Origin of the sequence: Corynebacterium spheniscorum (genome assembly GCF_900113445.1) — a bacterium.
Classification (GTDB): Bacteria; Actinomycetota; Actinomycetes; order Mycobacteriales; family Mycobacteriaceae; genus Corynebacterium; species Corynebacterium spheniscorum.
Map to the genome: position 1 here is coordinate 53,363 of NZ_FOPJ01000007.1, position 15,143 is coordinate 68,505.

Annotated in this window: 11 protein-coding genes; 9 read left to right on the top strand and 2 right to left on the bottom strand. The window is 57.1% G+C overall.

Annotated features, from left to right (window positions below; all coding sequences use genetic code 11):
- Window positions 1-191 precede the first annotated feature (191 nt).
- The 3 genes from lysS to BMZ01_RS06630 all read left to right on the top strand — a co-directional run bounded on the left by lysS (window position 192) and on the right by BMZ01_RS06630 (window position 5,799).
- On the top strand, window positions 192-1,769 hold the full coding sequence (lysS, locus tag BMZ01_RS06620; protein ID WP_092285724.1) for a lysine--tRNA ligase: 1,578 nt from the start codon (window positions 192-194) through the stop codon (window positions 1,767-1,769).
- 830 nt (window positions 1,770-2,599) lie between these two features.
- Window positions 2,600-5,413 carry an ATP-dependent Clp protease ATP-binding subunit gene (locus tag BMZ01_RS06625; protein WP_092285726.1) on the top strand — a complete coding sequence of 938 codons (2,814 nt, stop codon included), beginning with the start codon at window positions 2,600-2,602 and terminating at the stop codon, window positions 5,411-5,413.
- 194 nt (window positions 5,414-5,607) lie between these two features.
- On the top strand, window positions 5,608-5,799 hold the full coding sequence (locus BMZ01_RS06630) for a DUF4236 domain-containing protein (protein WP_092285728.1): 192 nt from the start codon (window positions 5,608-5,610) through the stop codon (window positions 5,797-5,799).
- Between the two features lie 13 nt (window positions 5,800-5,812).
- Here the strand turns inward: BMZ01_RS06630 and BMZ01_RS06635 are convergent, their stop codons facing one another.
- Window positions 5,813-6,730 (bottom strand): HhH-GPD family protein, encoded by a 918-nt coding sequence (locus BMZ01_RS06635; RefSeq protein ID WP_092285730.1) that lies wholly within the window; start codon window positions 6,728-6,730, stop codon window positions 5,813-5,815.
- Window positions 6,731-6,768: 38 nt separating this feature from the next.
- On the opposite strand from BMZ01_RS06635, the gene BMZ01_RS06640 reads away from it, so the two are divergent.
- Both BMZ01_RS06640 and BMZ01_RS06645 read left to right on the top strand, forming a co-directional pair.
- Window positions 6,769-7,422, top strand: a complete 654-nt coding sequence (locus tag BMZ01_RS06640; RefSeq protein ID WP_092285732.1) for a carbonic anhydrase — start codon at window positions 6,769-6,771, stop codon at window positions 7,420-7,422.
- A 29-nt stretch (window positions 7,423-7,451) separates the two neighbouring features.
- Window positions 7,452-8,165, top strand: coding sequence for a hypothetical protein (locus tag BMZ01_RS06645; protein ID WP_092285734.1), 714 nt, complete (start codon window positions 7,452-7,454; stop codon window positions 8,163-8,165).
- Here the strand turns inward: BMZ01_RS06645 and BMZ01_RS06650 are convergent.
- Window positions 8,162-8,680 carry an arsenate reductase/protein-tyrosine-phosphatase family protein gene (locus BMZ01_RS06650; protein ID WP_177180096.1) on the bottom strand — a complete coding sequence of 173 codons (519 nt, stop codon included), beginning with the start codon at window positions 8,678-8,680 and terminating at the stop codon, window positions 8,162-8,164. The genes BMZ01_RS06645 and BMZ01_RS06650 overlap by 4 nt on opposite strands.
- A gap of 537 nt (window positions 8,681-9,217) precedes the next feature.
- Between BMZ01_RS06650 and BMZ01_RS06655 the strand changes: the two genes are divergently transcribed.
- The 4 genes from BMZ01_RS06655 to BMZ01_RS06670 all read left to right on the top strand — a co-directional run bounded on the left by BMZ01_RS06655 (window position 9,218) and on the right by BMZ01_RS06670 (window position 15,091).
- Window positions 9,218-10,837, top strand: coding sequence for a tyrosine-protein kinase domain-containing protein (locus BMZ01_RS06655; protein WP_092285738.1), 1,620 nt, complete (start codon window positions 9,218-9,220; stop codon window positions 10,835-10,837).
- Between the two features lie 98 nt (window positions 10,838-10,935).
- The gene (locus BMZ01_RS06660; protein WP_218140941.1) at window positions 10,936-12,705 is read left to right on the top strand and encodes a polysaccharide biosynthesis protein; all 1,770 of its coding nucleotides are present in this window, start codon (window positions 10,936-10,938) and stop codon (window positions 12,703-12,705) included.
- The gene (locus BMZ01_RS06665) at window positions 12,705-13,913 is read left to right on the top strand and encodes a lipopolysaccharide biosynthesis protein (RefSeq protein WP_092285740.1); all 1,209 of its coding nucleotides are present in this window, start codon (window positions 12,705-12,707) and stop codon (window positions 13,911-13,913) included. Before BMZ01_RS06660 ends, BMZ01_RS06665 begins: the two co-directional genes overlap by 1 nt.
- Window positions 13,910-15,091 carry a glycosyltransferase family 4 protein gene (locus BMZ01_RS06670; protein ID WP_092285742.1) on the top strand — a complete coding sequence of 394 codons (1,182 nt, stop codon included), beginning with the start codon at window positions 13,910-13,912 and terminating at the stop codon, window positions 15,089-15,091. The genes BMZ01_RS06665 and BMZ01_RS06670 overlap by 4 nt, the downstream gene beginning before the upstream one ends.
- Window positions 15,092-15,143 lie beyond the last annotated feature (52 nt).

Sequence of the window (15,143 nt, forward strand, 5' to 3'; positions counted from 1 at the left end):
CGCCAAAAAGAGGTTTTGCTCACTATAGACATAATCTTCTGCATTTGTTTCCCAAACGAGCATTCTTCGAGATCGAATGCTTGGGGGCCCGGCAGGGACACACCCCCGTGACAGCACGGCTGGGGTATGCCACACGTGATTGGGGTGTGCGATGGTCTTAGTGCGATCTTCATCGACTACCCTGGGACAACGTGACTAAGCAGAAACCAAGCCAAAAGCAAACCACTGATCTTCCGGAGCAGTTGCGGATTCGCCGCGAAAAGCGCCAACGCTTACTTGATTCCGGGATTGATCCTTATCCGGTAGTGGTGGATCGCACCATCTCTTTGGCGGATTTACGTGCCCAATTCCAGGTCCTCCCGGAAGGTGAAACCGGTGATGAACCAGGTGTTACCTACTTGCATGCCGGGGAAGAAACCGATGTTGAGGTCGCTATTACCGGGCGCCTCATCTTCATGCGCAATACCGGCAAACTCTGCTTCGCCACTCTCCAAGCCGGTGATGGCACCCAAGTTCAAGCCATGCTTTCGCTCGCTGAAGTAGGCCAAGAAGCCTTGGATGCCTGGAAGTCCGATGTGGACCTCGGCGACTTTATTGGTGTACGCGGCCGCGTGATTGCCTCTAAACGCGGTGAGCTTTCAGTGATGGCTAAGACCTGGCAGCTCGCTGCGAAGTCACTACGCCCCCTGCCGGTGGCTTTTGCCGATATGAGCGAAGACACCCGCGTTCGCCACCGCTATACCGACCTGATTATGCGCGAGCAGGCCCGCAAGAATGCGCTGACCCGCATTAAGGTGATGCGCGCACTGCGCCACTTCTTGGAAGATGAAGGCTTCCTCGAGGTCGAAACCCCGATGCTCCAAACCCTGCACGGTGGTGCCGCAGCGCGGCCTTTTGAAACGCACTCCAATGCCCTCGATATTGACCTTTACCTGCGTATCGCCCCAGAGCTTTATCTCAAGCGCTGCGTAGTCGGCGGTATTGAAAAGGTCTTCGAGGTCAACCGCAACTTCCGTAATGAAGGTGTGGATTCCTCCCACAGCCCCGAATTCGCAATGCTGGAAACCTACCAGGCCTGGGGCACCTACGATGATGGGGCTGACCTGATCAAGCGCCTGATCCAACACTGCGCCCAAGAAGTATTCGGCAGCCTAGTGGTCACCTTGGCTGATGGCAGCACCTATGACTTCGGTGGCGAATGGCGCGAGATGGAAATGTACCCCTCGCTGAATGAGGCCCTGGCCAAGAAATTCCCCGGCCAAGCAGAAGTCACCATTGATTCCACCGTGGAAGAGCTTAAGGCCCTCGCCGAGGTTGTGGGCGTGGAAGTTCCCAAGAACGCTGGTTGGGGACACGGCAAGCTCGTCGAAGAAATCTGGGAAGCGCTCTGCGCTGACCAGCTTTACGGCCCGGTCTTTGTCCGTGACTTCCCGGTAGAGACCTCCCCGCTGACCCGCCAGCACCGCTCCAAGCCCGGGGTGACTGAGAAGTGGGACCTCTACGTCCGCGGTTTCGAGTTGGCCACCGGCTACTCCGAGCTGGTGGATCCCGTGGTACAGCGTGAGCGGTTCGAAGACCAAGCCCGCCTGGCAGCCGATGGTGATGAAGAAGCCATGGTGCTCGATGAAGACTTCCTCGCCGCCATGGAACAGGGTATGCCGCCGACTTCCGGTAACGGCATGGGTATCGATCGCCTGCTGATGGCTCTTACAGGTTTGGGTATCCGCGAGACGGTTCTCTTCCCCATGGTGAAACCAGAAGCCCGCTAAACCAATAAAACCAGGTTGATCGCCTATAGCACCCTCTGAGTAGGGTAGCGACTGGCCAAGGATAAATTTCCTTAAACAGCTCTTCCCTGGCCAGTTTTTCTTTAGCTTAGCCTCAGGAAACTCTACAGCACATAACGAAAAAGTGGAGGTTTTCCCCTTACCTATTTCAAGGGTTATATACATATCCGAGTCGTACTTTCGGTTAGCCCTTAGGTGGTAAAAACTTCTGCCAACAACTTGCTAAGTATGGCCGACCTGGGTAACGTACTGGCTGGCAACCGATGTTGCTCCCTGTATGTGGGTGAGGGAGCGATATTGGTTGCCGCCTTTATATCTGAGCAGTGCTTTCAGGGGGTTTGTGGCGGGTTATAATTAAGCCTTCATCGGTGATCTTTCAAGGTAAAGTCAATGCCGGTAGAGTATTGCCTTTCTCACTTTCCTGACAATTATGACGCCAATTTAATTAATGCGTTCAGATAAAAATGGAACGCTATCTCAACCCTTGGGAGTTATAAAGTTTGGGGACATATTACTGACCTGGGGTTTCATTTGGCATTACACTCTTTGTGGAGGAATTGCCCCCACTTGTGAGAAAAGTGCTGCGTAACCCGAAGTTTCCCGCGTGGTAGAAATCCCTCCCCGAAGGTGTCTTATAGGTGTGTTCGCTATCGGCGTACAAGCCCACCGGGAGCGCCCTGAACTGCGCGGATGCTAAGCGTAGCTGGGGTTTTGGGCGGGCAGGTGTTCGAGTGAGGGGAAGAAGTGGCCGGCACGCGCGTTAGAGTGGGTGGAACAAAATTTTAACGCGAGCGAAAACAAGGGGTTATTAAATGTTCGAGAGGTTCACGGACCGCGCACGACGCGTTGTCGTCCTGGCCCAGAATGAGGCCCGGGCGCTCAACCACAACTACATCGGGACCGAGCACATCCTGCTTGGCCTGATTCGTGAGGGTGAGGGTGTAGCCGCCAAGGCACTGGAGTCGATGGGCATTAGCCTCGACGCAGTCCGCCAAGAGGTCGAGGAATTTATCGGCCAAGGCACCAAAGCCCCGGAAGCAGAAATCCACTTCACCCCACGCGCCAAGAAGGTTCTGGAACTTTCTCTGCGTGAAGGCCTGCAGATGGGCCACAAATATATCGGCACCGAATTCCTGCTGCTCGGGCTTATCCGCGAAGGCGATGGCGTAGCAGCACAGGTGCTCGTTAAATTAGGTGCCGATCTCCCGCGGGTTCGCCAACAGGTGATCCAGCTACTGAGCGGTTATGAAGGTGGCCAAGGAACCCCCGAAGGAACCTCGCAAGCCGGTGGCGGCACCGTGGGTGCGGGGGCTGCTGGTTCCCGCGGCGGAAGCGCCGCTGGTGCCGGTGGCGGGGAACGCTCCAACTCCTTAGTGCTCGACCAATTCGGCCGTAACCTCACCGCGGCTGCCAAGGAAGGCAAGCTCGACCCAGTGGTCGGCCGCGATAAGGAAATTGAGCGCATTATGCAGGTGCTCTCGCGCCGCACCAAGAACAACCCCGTGCTCATCGGTGAACCCGGTGTGGGTAAAACCGCCGTCGTCGAAGGCTTAGCCCTCGACATTGTTAATGGCAAGGTTCCGGAGACCCTGAAGGATAAGCAGGTGTACTCCCTCGACTTAGGTTCCCTGGTTGCCGGCTCGCGCTACCGCGGTGACTTCGAAGAGCGTCTGAAGAAGGTGCTCAAGGAAATCAACCAGCGCGGCGACATTATCTTGTTCATCGACGAGATCCACACCCTCGTTGGTGCTGGTGCCGCCGAAGGTGCCATTGACGCTGCTAGCTTGTTAAAGCCCAAGCTCGCCCGCGGTGAACTCCAAACCATTGGTGCCACCACCTTGGATGAGTACCGCAAGCACATCGAAAAGGATGCTGCCCTGGAGCGTCGTTTCCAGCCGGTGCAGGTTGATGAACCTTCGGTGGAATTAACCATCGAAATCCTTAAAGGTCTGCGTGACCGCTACGAGGCACACCACCGCGTGTCCATTACTGATGGTGCGCTGACTGCTGCTGCGCAGCTCTCGGATCGCTATATCAATGACCGCTTCTTGCCGGATAAGGCAGTGGACCTCATTGATGAGGCCGGCGCCCGCATGCGCATTAAGCGCATGACCGCCCCGGCGTCGCTGCGAGAAATCGATGAGCGCATCGCGGAAGTTCGCCGCGAAAAGGAAGCCGCCATTGATGCTCAGGACTTCGAGAAGGCCGCTGGTCTTCGCGATAAGGAGCATAAGCTCGGCGATGAACGCGCCGAGAAGGAAAAGCAGTGGCGTTCCGGTGACCTCGAAGAAATCGCTGAGGTCGGCGAAGAGCAGATCGCTGAGGTGCTCGGCAATTGGACCGGCATCCCGGTCTTCAAGCTCACCGAAGAAGAATCTGCGCGCCTGCTGCGCATGGAAGATGAACTGCACAAGCGCATCATCGGCCAAGATGATGCGGTTAAGGCTGTTTCCCGTGCCATCCGCCGTACCCGCGCTGGCCTGAAGGATCCGAAGCGTCCCTCTGGTTCCTTCATCTTCGCGGGTCCTTCCGGTGTGGGTAAGACCGAGCTTTCCAAGGCTTTGGCGGAATTCCTCTTCGGTGAAGATGATGCGCTCATCCAAATCGACATGGGTGAGTTCCACGATCGCTTCACGGCTTCCCGCCTCTTCGGTGCGCCCCCTGGATATGTGGGCTATGAAGAAGGCGGCCAACTCACCGAAAAGGTGCGCCGCAAGCCCTTCTCTGTGGTGCTCTTCGATGAGATCGAAAAGGCCCACAAGGAGATCTATAACACCCTGTTGCAGGTGCTCGAAGATGGTCGCCTCACCGATGGCCAAGGCCGCATCGTCGACTTTAAGAACACGGTGCTGATCTTCACCTCCAACCTTGGTACCCAAGATATTTCCAAGGCTGTGGGTATGGGCTTTACCGGTTCTTCGGAAACCGATGAGGAAGCTCGCTATGAGCGGATGAAGAATAAGGTTAACGATGAGCTCAAGAAGCACTTCCGCCCTGAGTTCCTCAACCGCATCGACGATATCGTGGTCTTCCACCAGCTCACCCGCGAACAAATCGTGGAGATGGTGGAACTGCTCATCGACCGTGTGCGCAAGGCACTTAAGGCCAAGGACATGGACATTGAGCTTTCCGATAAGGCGAAGAACCTGCTGGCGCTGCGCGGCTTCGACCCCGTCTTGGGTGCCCGCCCGCTGCGTCGCACCATTCAGCGTGAAATCGAAGACGCCATGAGTGAGAAGATCCTCTTCGGTGAACTCGGCGCCGGTGAAATCGTTGAGGTCGGTGTTGATGGTTGGGATGGCGAGTCCAAGGACACCGAAAAGGCCACCTTCACCTTCACCCCGCGCCCCAAGCCGCTGCCGGAAGACACCTTCGATGAGATGTCCGTGGAAGCTGCCGAAGCTATCACTGATGTTGCTGAAGCTGCTGAAGGCGATGTGCCAGAAAGCGACACCGCTGAAGGCCTCGACATGGAAGAAGTGCGCGAGCACGGCGAGCATGTCGAAGACGCCCAAGGCGAATACGGTGATGCTTCTCAGGTGAGCCAGGACAATGACTCCGATGAAGAAGGCCCCGAAGCCGGCTTCGGTTATGGTCAACCGCAACCACAACCCAAACCGGAATAGTAGGTCTTAAGACCTCAAGCTCTACATCCCCCGCACACCTGGGCAGGTGTGCGGGGGATTCTTCTTTCCTCTTGCCCCTGGCTCAAAAATTGTTTATCAGCAACCAGCTGGGTATCAACCAGGTGTGTGGCCAGCTACACGCGGTAGACTTCACAGAAACTAAAACAACATAGACACCTCAACGGGAGAAACGCATGGGCATCCAATACCGCAAGCGCAAGAAGCTGGGTAAGAATAGCTGGCTGAATATTTCCGGCTCCGGGGTCTCTGGCTCCACCAAGGTTGGGCCGGTGACCTTCAACTCCCGTGGTGGACTGTGGGTGAACCTTCCCGGTGGCTTAACTTTCCGTGGCCGTTGGAAGGGCCGGAAGAACCGCAGCAAATAAAACCGCTCCGGGACTACACGGGTAGGCGGAAAACCCCAGCTTTATGTTCTTCGGCTAACCCATCATCAATTAAAGAGAAAAGCGCGCGGGATAGTTGCGCCGGCTTCGGCCATAGCGCATCAATATCGGCGCGCTTTACCTCTTTGCTTTCCCGCAGCAAAGCCATAATCTTGCCGCGCACCTGGCGGTCGGTGCCAATAAACTTTTGCACCCGCTTCTTCTTCGCTGCCTGCTCCTGCGCACTAGGTTCAGGGCAACCAGCGCGCTGCCAGGCACATTCACGGTACACCGGGCAGTGCCCACAATCCGGGGAGCTAGCGGTGCACACTAAGGCCCCTAATTCCATGAGTGCCACTGCGCACTCTGGTTCTTTACCGGACGGATAAAAGTCTGCGATTAAACGCAGCTCACTTTTGCGGGCAGGAGGGGAATAAAAAGTGGCCTGCACCAGCCGCGCATACACGCGGCGCACATTGGTATCCACCACTGGAACCGGCTGATGATAGGCGAAACACGCCACCGCCCGCGCGGTGTAATCACCGATGCCTGGTAGGGCAAGCAGGTCCTCCACCTGATGAGGTACCTCGCCGTTAAAGCGAGTGCTGATCTCTCGGGCGCATTCTAAAAGCCGTAGTGCTCGCCGCGGATAACCCAACCGACCCCATGCGCGCAGCACCTCATCAGTACTGGCTTGAGCAAAATCATTCGGGGTGGGCCAACGTCGCATCCATTCTTCCCATTGAGGGATCACCCGGGCTACGGGGGTTTGTTGGCTCATGACCTCGCTAAGCAGCACCGCCCATGGGCTGGTGCCTTCGGCGCGCCACGGTAAATCGCGGGCATTCTGACGATACCAATCGATCACTTTGAGCGCGCAAGTATGATCATTGGGTTTTTCGGGGGTAAACAATCGGCGGTTATTCAAGGTCATGGGCACTAAAGATCCTAGCAAGTGCGAGAATAAGAACTATGCCGATGCGTGATGTGGACAGAAACCCCAAAGCTGTATGGGACGCCATGCAAAAGGGGAACCGTCGTTTCATTGAGGACGCCCAACAGCGACCCAACCAAGACCAAAGTCGCCGCAGCCAACTCCGGGAGGGCCAAAACCCCCGTGCAGTGGTGCTGGCCTGCTCGGACTCCCGAGTCCCGGTGGAAATCGTCTTCGATGTGGGACTAGGTGACCTCTTCGTTATCCGCACCGCCGGTGAAATCATTGACCTCTCGGTCCTCGCCAGCCTCGAATACGCCGTAGAAAGCCTCGGCGTGGAATTAGTTGTAGTGATGGGCCATGAGTCCTGCGGTGCTGTGAAAGCCACCGCGGATGCCCTTGATGGCGGTACCATCCCGGATGGTTTCCAACGCGTCCTGATTGAAAAGGTCAGCCCCTCGATTCTGGTGTCGAAGGCAGAGAACCGGAATACCGTTTCCGACTTTGAGCGCCAACACATCATTGAGACCGTGGGCCAGGTCATCTCGCGTTCGCCAGAGCTGAAAGCGCACCTAGACAATGGCACTGTTGGTGTGGTGGGTCTGCGCTATCGCCTCTCTGATGGTTTGGCGGAGCCGGTGTGTACCTTCGGGGTCAGCGATGAAGACACGAACGGTGTGGGTACCTCCTAGGACGGCGAAAGCCACCTAAACTACAGGGCGTGAGCTCCCCACGTCCTCCCCGCCGTAACTCCTATGATCAAGAACAGGCTCCTCGTCAGCCTGAGGTGATCTACGTTCGCCGCCGCGTCGCTGCGCTCTTTTTGCTGCTGGTGGTGATCGCGATACTGATTTTTGCGATGGTCAAATTCGCCGGTAAGAAGGACGAATCCACCGACGTCGCCGCCACCACAACCACAACCACCAGCGTTGAGGCCACCGAGACAACAAGCACGAGCGAATCCACTGAGGAGTCCAGCAGCGAGTCCACTTCGGAGAGCACCAGCGAAAGCACCGAGGCGAGCGCTGAAGCTCCAAAGAAACAAAGCTGCGAGCTTCATGATCTTAGGATCACCGCGACTTCTGATCAGCCGAACTACGCGGGCAATGTGGAGCCCAAGTTCTATATGACGGTGAAAAACCCCACCGACGCGGATTGCGAGATCGACCTAGATCGCGACATTCTGCGCTTTGAGGTTTATGACCTGGCCACCAACCAACGCGTGTGGGCGGATGTGGATTGCAACGCCTCGGAAGGAACCGGTACCCGCATCTTTCCGGCTGGAGAGGAACGCCACTTTGAGGCGAGGTGGTCGCGCACCACCTCCGCCCCGGAGATGTGCCAGCAGCGCCAACCTGTACCGGCTGGCAGCTACTTCCTCCATGCCGTGATTGGGGATAACCCGTCGGACGCGCACACCTTCAACTTGGGTTAAAGCTCAAACCAATCGGCGAAGAGATCATCGATATCGCGAAGATAATCATCGATGAGCTCTAGGGTTCGGTGGAAGACCTCCGGGTCTTCCCTCACCGGGTCCGGGATATCGGGGGCAGGCTCAATCAAGCGCCGAGAACGGTGCATGTGTTTTACGGACTCACCGGGGTAGGTGCGGCATAGTGCTGCGAGTTCCCCCAAGGTGAAAGTACGCGGGATGGCATTGGGGGCTAATTTCGCTAATTCGGCGGATTGACGCTGGCTCATGGTGAGTACCAGTGCGTTATCCACCATGGGGGCGGTGAATTGGCGGGAAACAAAGCTAGCGTCTGCTGGGATATTCGCGGCAGCCAGGGCTGCTTTGGAGCGACCATCCATCCCAGCACCAACGACGGCACCAAGACCTGCGGAGCGGATCCGGCTGGGATCAACCTGGGGGAAATATTGGCGGGTGAGTGTTTCGGCCATAGGGGAGCGGCAAATATTTCCCTGGCAGATGAAAAGCACGGTGTTCATGGGGCTGACTAAGGGTCTTTCTTGAAAAGAGGCTGTTGTTGGGCTGGGGGCGATGGCACTAAGTATGCCTGGCGGTTGGTCAAGGCACCGCATTGCCCATACGCCCGAGGAATTACTCATCATAAAGCTTAAAGTGACGAGTATCTCTACTTTTGAGTTCCTCAGGATCTTTCCAAAAGTAAATAGAGTTGGGTCAACCAGCGTTCTAGTACAAGGTAGCTTTTCTTGTGGTGACCGATTAGACACTCCTGGTGGGTGTTTCCTTGTATGACGAGCTTAAATGTTGTGACTAGGTATTTTGCAAATTAAGTGGATAGTCAACTTTTATTGATAGGTCAAATATTGGAACCTTCGGCATAGTGGCTGGTCGGGATATGTGTTAGTTTTTTTAGGTTCACATACTGACCCAGTGGTTCGCCCTAGATAGTTTGCGGATCAAATCTGTGCATGCAGCCGATTCTAGTGCCCCAAATGATAACGAATCATTTATCCATCAAGGTTAATTCGTGGGTGATTTCAAGGAGAAGACCATAACGTATGAATGAAATAGCCACCCTGGTAACGGTGGTAACTCGACGCTGGATTACTGTGCTGGTATGCGCCTTATTAGGCCTCGCCTGCGCGATTGGCTACGCCGGGATCCGGCCACAGGAGTATCAGTCCTCTGTTACCTTAACCGTCTCAACCACGAATGCTGATGGTGGGGGAAACGCCTACCAAGCTTCCATGGCCGCCAACCAGCGCGTGCGCACCTACGCCGCCATGGTTGCCCAATCCGATGTGTTTAACCGCGTCGCCGCGGATAGCGAAGGCCAATTAAAGATCGGGCAACTGCGTGGTGCTGTTCGCGCCATGGCCCAAGCCGATACTTCATTGATCCGCATCACCGCCATGGATGAAGATCCAGACACCGCAGAAGAAATGGTCAGCTTAACCTCTATTGCGCTAACTGACCTGGTGGCGGAAGTTGAAACCCCGGCGGGTAGTGATGTTCCCACCGCCTACCTCTACATGGTGGGCCAACCTAGCACCACGGACTCCCCGGTGGGCTTAAAAGCCTGGGAAATTGTTGCTCTGGGACTATTTATCGGGCTGGTCTTAGGCCTGATTGCGGCGGTTATTCGGGAATACTATGACCGCACCCTGCGCACCGTGGATGATGCAGTGGATATCACCGGGGCTGGTGTACTCGGCAAGATTATGGTGGCTAAGGAGATTCCGGAACCCGGCCACCAGGTGAAAACCGGGGAAGCGAATGCGGAAGCCTTCCGTCACTTGCGCACCAACTTGGCCTTCGTGGCTGTGGACCACACCCCACGCGTTCTTCTCTTTACCAGCTCTGTGCCTAATGAAGGCAAGAGCTTTATCTCCTTGAATGTCGCGGCAGTTCTGGCCGAAGCCGGCAATAAGGTTGTGTTGGTGGATGCCGACCTGCGCGCCGGGCAAGCCAATGCCAGCTTCGGTACCGCCGCGCATGTGGGGCTCACCAATGTTTTAGCCGGCAGCGTTGAGGTTGATGATGTTCTGCAGACCCTAAACGCTGGGGTGGATTTGCTGCCCGCCGGTTCGCCCCCACCGAACCCTTCAGAATTGCTGGGTTCCCAAGCGATGTCCCGGGTCTTAGCAGCGCTGAAAGAACAATACGATTATGTGATTGTGGACTCCCCGCCATCGCTGCCGGTGACGGATGCGTTGATCCTGGCACCGCAGGTAGATGCGGTGGCATTGGTTGCTCGACTTGGGTTGGTTCAGACCACTCAGCTGCAACAATCCATGGAGTTGTTGGAAAAGACTGGTTCGCAGATCGCCGGGATTATCGTTAATGGTTTGAAGGCCTCTAAGTCTGAGGGCTATGGCTACGGATATGGGTATGACTCCCAAGCAGAGGCTATGGTTACGACCGCTCCCCAAAAGGAGCATTCTTTGGCGCAGCAGGCTCGCAACGCGGTACATGATGAGGCTGTTGTTCGACGCCATCGTGCTGTTGCTACTCGCGCACAAGAAAACGAGGTGCGGCAAACCCCGCCCGTTGCCGAGTTTTGGGAAGCACCCGCCTCAGCTGAGGATCTCGGGGAAAGCTTTGACTATCCCTCCATTGACCACACCATCGACTCAGGGGCGGATGAACCTGAAGATGGCCACCACGCCCGCTGGTAGGTAGAGAGACAATAATGCAGCAAGATTCGAGCGTAACGCGCTCATCCCAGTTGAAGTGGATGATCGCTGACCTAATTTTCTGGGTCGTGCTGATGCACATGGCACTTTGGGTGCGTCATGACCTAGCGCTCAGCGAAATGAGCGCGCTTTCTGGAAAAGCCCTGGCAATCCTGGGTGTCATCATGGTGTCCATGATGGTGCTCGGGTGGCTGGCCGGACTGTATTCCTCCATGCGCCGGGTGTGGCCCGGCTCGCACACCGAAATTCTGATGGTGGTGGCCGTGCAAGTGCTCAGCGCACTGATCGGCACCCTGGCGGTGAACCTCATTGCCCCGCACGGGATGATGTCGCGATCCGTGCCGCTGATTGCCGGTGCTTTTGTGACCGTGGTGGCGGTGGCCGCGCGCTCGGTGTGGCGTTGGGCGTGGAGCCGTTATGGCAAGGGCGGAACCGCAGAACGCGCCATGATTTATGGCTCCGGGCACCGCGCCGCCAGCTTCCTCTCCACCCTGCCGGGTGCGGCGAGTAACCAATACCGCCCGGTGGCGATTTTCGCGGACACCGTGGATACCACCGGCGATATTGTGCACGGCATGCGCGCCCAAGAACTCAGCGAACATGAGCTACGCAGCGCCATCGAACGCACCGATGCGCGCGTGATGATCATCATTACCGATGGGGTGGCATCACCTGAAGCAGTGGCGATGATTAAGAAGACCTGCGATGCCGCTAATGTGCGCGTGCTGATCTCCTCCCCGGTCGCTGAGCTGGATGAAGGCCCCAAGGCCCCGGCATCCTTCCGTGAAATTAGTGTTTCTGACCTGATTGGTCGCCCGCCGGTGGAGATCGATACGGATCTGCTTTCCCGCGTGCTTAAAGGGCGTCGCGTGCTGGTTACCGGCGCGGGTGGTTCCATTGGTTCGGAATTGTGCCGCCAGATCTACCACTTTGAACCAGCTGAGCTGATGATGTTGGACCGCGATGAAGGCGGCCTGCATGCCACGGAGCTTTCCATTTTGGGTACGGCGCTGCTGGATGGCCGCAATACCATCCTGGCGGACCTGCGCGATAAAGAAGCCGTGGACAAGATCTTCATGGAACGCCGCCCCGAGGTGGTGCTGCACGCCGCCGCGCTGAAGCACCAGCCGCTGCTGGAGCAATACCCAGCCGAAGCCATGAAGACCAATGTGATGGGCTCCAAGCATGTGCTCGATGCCGCCGCGAAATGCGGGGCCAGCGTGATTGTGAATGTGTCCACCGATAAGGCCGCTAACCCTACCTCTATCTTGGGTGAATCCAAGCGCGCCGCGGAACGCCTGTGTGCCGATATGGCACTAGAGCACCCCGGCACCTGGGTGTCGGTGCGTTTTGGCAATGTCTTTGGTTCCCGCGGCTCGGTGGTGCACACCTTCAGCAAGCAGATTGAAGATGGTGGCCCCATTACGGTGACGGATCCGGATGTGGAGCGCTTCTTTATGACCATCCCGGAGGCCTGCCAGCTGGTGCTGGTTGCCGCGGCGGTGGGGCGTTCTGGGGAAACCCTCGTTTTGGAGATGGGGGATCCGGTGCGGATCGCGGATTTGGCGGAACAGCTGATCCGTTTGCATGGTCGCGAAGGTGAAATTGAGATCACCTACACTGGGCTGCGCCCGGGTGAAAAGCTTTCGGAGGAATTGGTGGATGACACTGAAGATCCGATTGTGGGCGACCGCCATGAACTGATCACTGAAGTACAGGTTGTGCCCTGCAGTTTGCAGGGCGAATGGGAGGCCGCCATGCATGAAGATGAAGCGGCACGCCACTGGCTGCGCGCCTATGGCAATTCCATTAATGAAAGGGCCGCTGAAACTGCGGTAGAGCAACGCTAGTGTCCCGCAGTGTGATTCGCGCGGTGGTCTCCGTCGCCGGGGCCTCCATGCTGGCCGCCGGCGTGAGCTTCATCGTCAATATCATCTCCGCGCGTTCCCTCGGCCCGGAGTTGCGCGGCCATGTGGCCACTGTGCTGCAATTGGCGTATATCACCGCCCCCATCATTGGCTATGGCGTGGACCGCGCGCTGCTGCGGCAGGAGGAAGGCTCGGGCCAGGACGGCGCAAGCCACGAGGACTTGGGGCAGAAGAGTCCGCGCTATGTGCTTCCGAGCCTAAGCGCGGTGCTCATCGCCCTAGCCGTGGTCGCAGCAATCATCTGGCCGATTTATGGGCCATGGATCATGATGGCCGCCCCCGCTGCGCTCGTTACGGTGTGGATGAGCTGGTATCGCTCCGATGCGATCCGCACCAAGAAGCTCCGCGGCTTTTTAATCGCCACCTTCGGCTACCAGGGCAGCATCCTGATCGGCAGCCTCATCCTCTGGCTACTCGGCGTGCGGACCTGGCAATACTGGGCTGGGGTATACATCATCCCCGGCATTTTCTTCGCCCTCTACGGCTTTATGGTCGTTCGCCGCAACCAGGCACTGCCCCAAGGTGCCCTGCGCGAATCCATCCGCAACAATGCGGCGCTGACCTGGTCCGGGCTGGCGAAGCTGATCTCCACCCGCCTCAACCGCATTCTTTTACCCGCCATGGTCAGCGCCGGGTCGCTGGGCTTATTCATTGTGGTTGCTACCGCCACCGAACCGCTTTATTGGATTGCGCAGTCCCTGGCGGATTATCAAACAAGTCATTCGGGCAAGGGCAATTCCCGAGATCGGCGGGCTGCGGCGCGCAGTCTCGCTAAAGGTTCGCTGTTGTTTCTGCCACTAGGCGTGATCGGTGGAGCGGCCCTTTGGTTCTTGCTAGTGCCGCTATTTGGGCGGGCCTATGAACCAGCCCGCGCCTTCATCATCCCGCTGACCATTGCCTCCATCTTGCTCGCCATGTTCCGGCACCTCTGCGGAATTTTGCTGGCCGGCCCGCATTCCCAAAAACTTGGGGCGGCAGAAGGCGCGGCAGCTGTAGCGGCAATGATCATCTTCCCGATTGTTATTTATACCCACGGTGCCCTTGGTGCTGCGTGGGGTTCTATTGCGGTGTACCTCATCGGCGTGATCGCCGGTTATGTGTTGCTACCAGCTAGGAATGAAAACTCATGAACATCACCTATATCCACCAGCACTTCAAACTCCCCCGCGAAGATGGCGGCTCCCGCCCCTATGAATTCGCCCGACGCATGGTCCACGAAGGCCACCAAGTGACCATGATCTGCGGTGGGGAAGAAGCCTTAGATGAAACCGTCGAAGGCATCCACGTTCGCCGCCTTGCCGTGCCCTATGACAACAGCATGTCCATGGCTAAACGCATGATGTCTTTCGCCCGGTTTATGATCGTCAGCTCCGCCGTGGCTGCGCGCACCCACCCAGATGTGGTGTTCGCTAGCTCCACACCATTGACGGTTGCTATCTCCGGTGTGGTGGCAAAAACCATTCGCAATGTGCCGATGGTCTTTGAAGTCCGCGACCTCTGGCCGGAAGTGCCGGTGGAATTAGGGTTCCTCAAAAACCCGGTGATTATTGGGCTTGCTGAATTCCTAGAAAAAATCGCTTATAGCTCCTCGAAGAAGATCGTGGCCCTAAGCCCCGGTATGCGCGATGGGGTAGTAAAGGTAGACCCCAAAGCCGATGTCACCATCGTTCCTAATGCCTCCGACGTGGCGCTTTTTAGCCGCACCGAAGAAGAACGCCAAGCCTTCCGCAAGGAACAAGGCTGGGGCGAAGAGGAAACCGTCATTGTTTATGCCGGTGGCTTCGGTTATGTCTACGAACTCGAATGGGCCGTGGACCTAGCCGCCAAACTCAAAGAAGATAATGTGCGCTTCATCCTGCTCGGCGCCGGATCCTCCACCCCAGCACTAGAAGCCCAAGCTAAGGCCCTTGGCCTATCCCCAGCAGAAGTGCTGCCCGGTAAACAACCCAAGGTGCAGGTAGCCAACTACGTGGCCAGCGCTGACCTGGTTTTAAGCTCCCTTCGCCTCGACCCCTGCCTAGAGCCCTGCAGCTTGAACAAGGTATTTGATGCCATGGCGGCGTCTCGACCCATCCTCTTTAACCACAAGGGCTGGCTGCGGGATCTCGCTGTAGCTGAAGGTGCGGGATTTGATCTTCCCCGTGACCTGGATGCCGCCGCAGAGGTGATCCGTGAGCTACGCCAGGAACCTGAAAAACTCCGGCAGGCTGCGGAAGTATCTGGCCGAATTGGCCGCGAAGAATTCGACCGCGACCTACTCTTTAGGAAGCTCATGCGGGTGCTCTACGACGCAGTGGAAAAGAAATAACCCCACCACTCAGTCCCGCATTTCATAACCGCAGCACTTTCCCCCACACACC

Excerpts from the sequence above, each read along its gene's own strand:
- BMZ01_RS06625 (WP_092285726.1), top strand. The coding sequence starts at position 2,600 with ATGTTCGAGAGGTTCACGGACCGCGCACGACGCGTTGTCGTCCTGGCC.
- BMZ01_RS06630 (WP_092285728.1), top strand. The coding sequence starts at position 5,608 with ATGGGCATCCAATACCGCAAGCGCAAGAAGCTGGGTAAGAATAGCTGG.
- BMZ01_RS06635 (WP_092285730.1), bottom strand. The coding sequence starts at position 6,730 with ATGACCTTGAATAACCGCCGATTGTTTACCCCCGAAAAACCCAATGAT.
- BMZ01_RS06640 (WP_092285732.1), top strand. The coding sequence starts at position 6,769 with ATGCCGATGCGTGATGTGGACAGAAACCCCAAAGCTGTATGGGACGCC.
- BMZ01_RS06650 (WP_177180096.1), bottom strand. The coding sequence starts at position 8,680 with ATGAACACCGTGCTTTTCATCTGCCAGGGAAATATTTGCCGCTCCCCT.
- BMZ01_RS06655 (WP_092285738.1), top strand. The coding sequence starts at position 9,218 with ATGAATGAAATAGCCACCCTGGTAACGGTGGTAACTCGACGCTGGATT.
- BMZ01_RS06660 (WP_218140941.1), top strand. The coding sequence starts at position 10,936 with ATGGCACTTTGGGTGCGTCATGACCTAGCGCTCAGCGAAATGAGCGCG.
- BMZ01_RS06670 (WP_092285742.1), top strand. The coding sequence starts at position 13,910 with ATGAACATCACCTATATCCACCAGCACTTCAAACTCCCCCGCGAAGAT.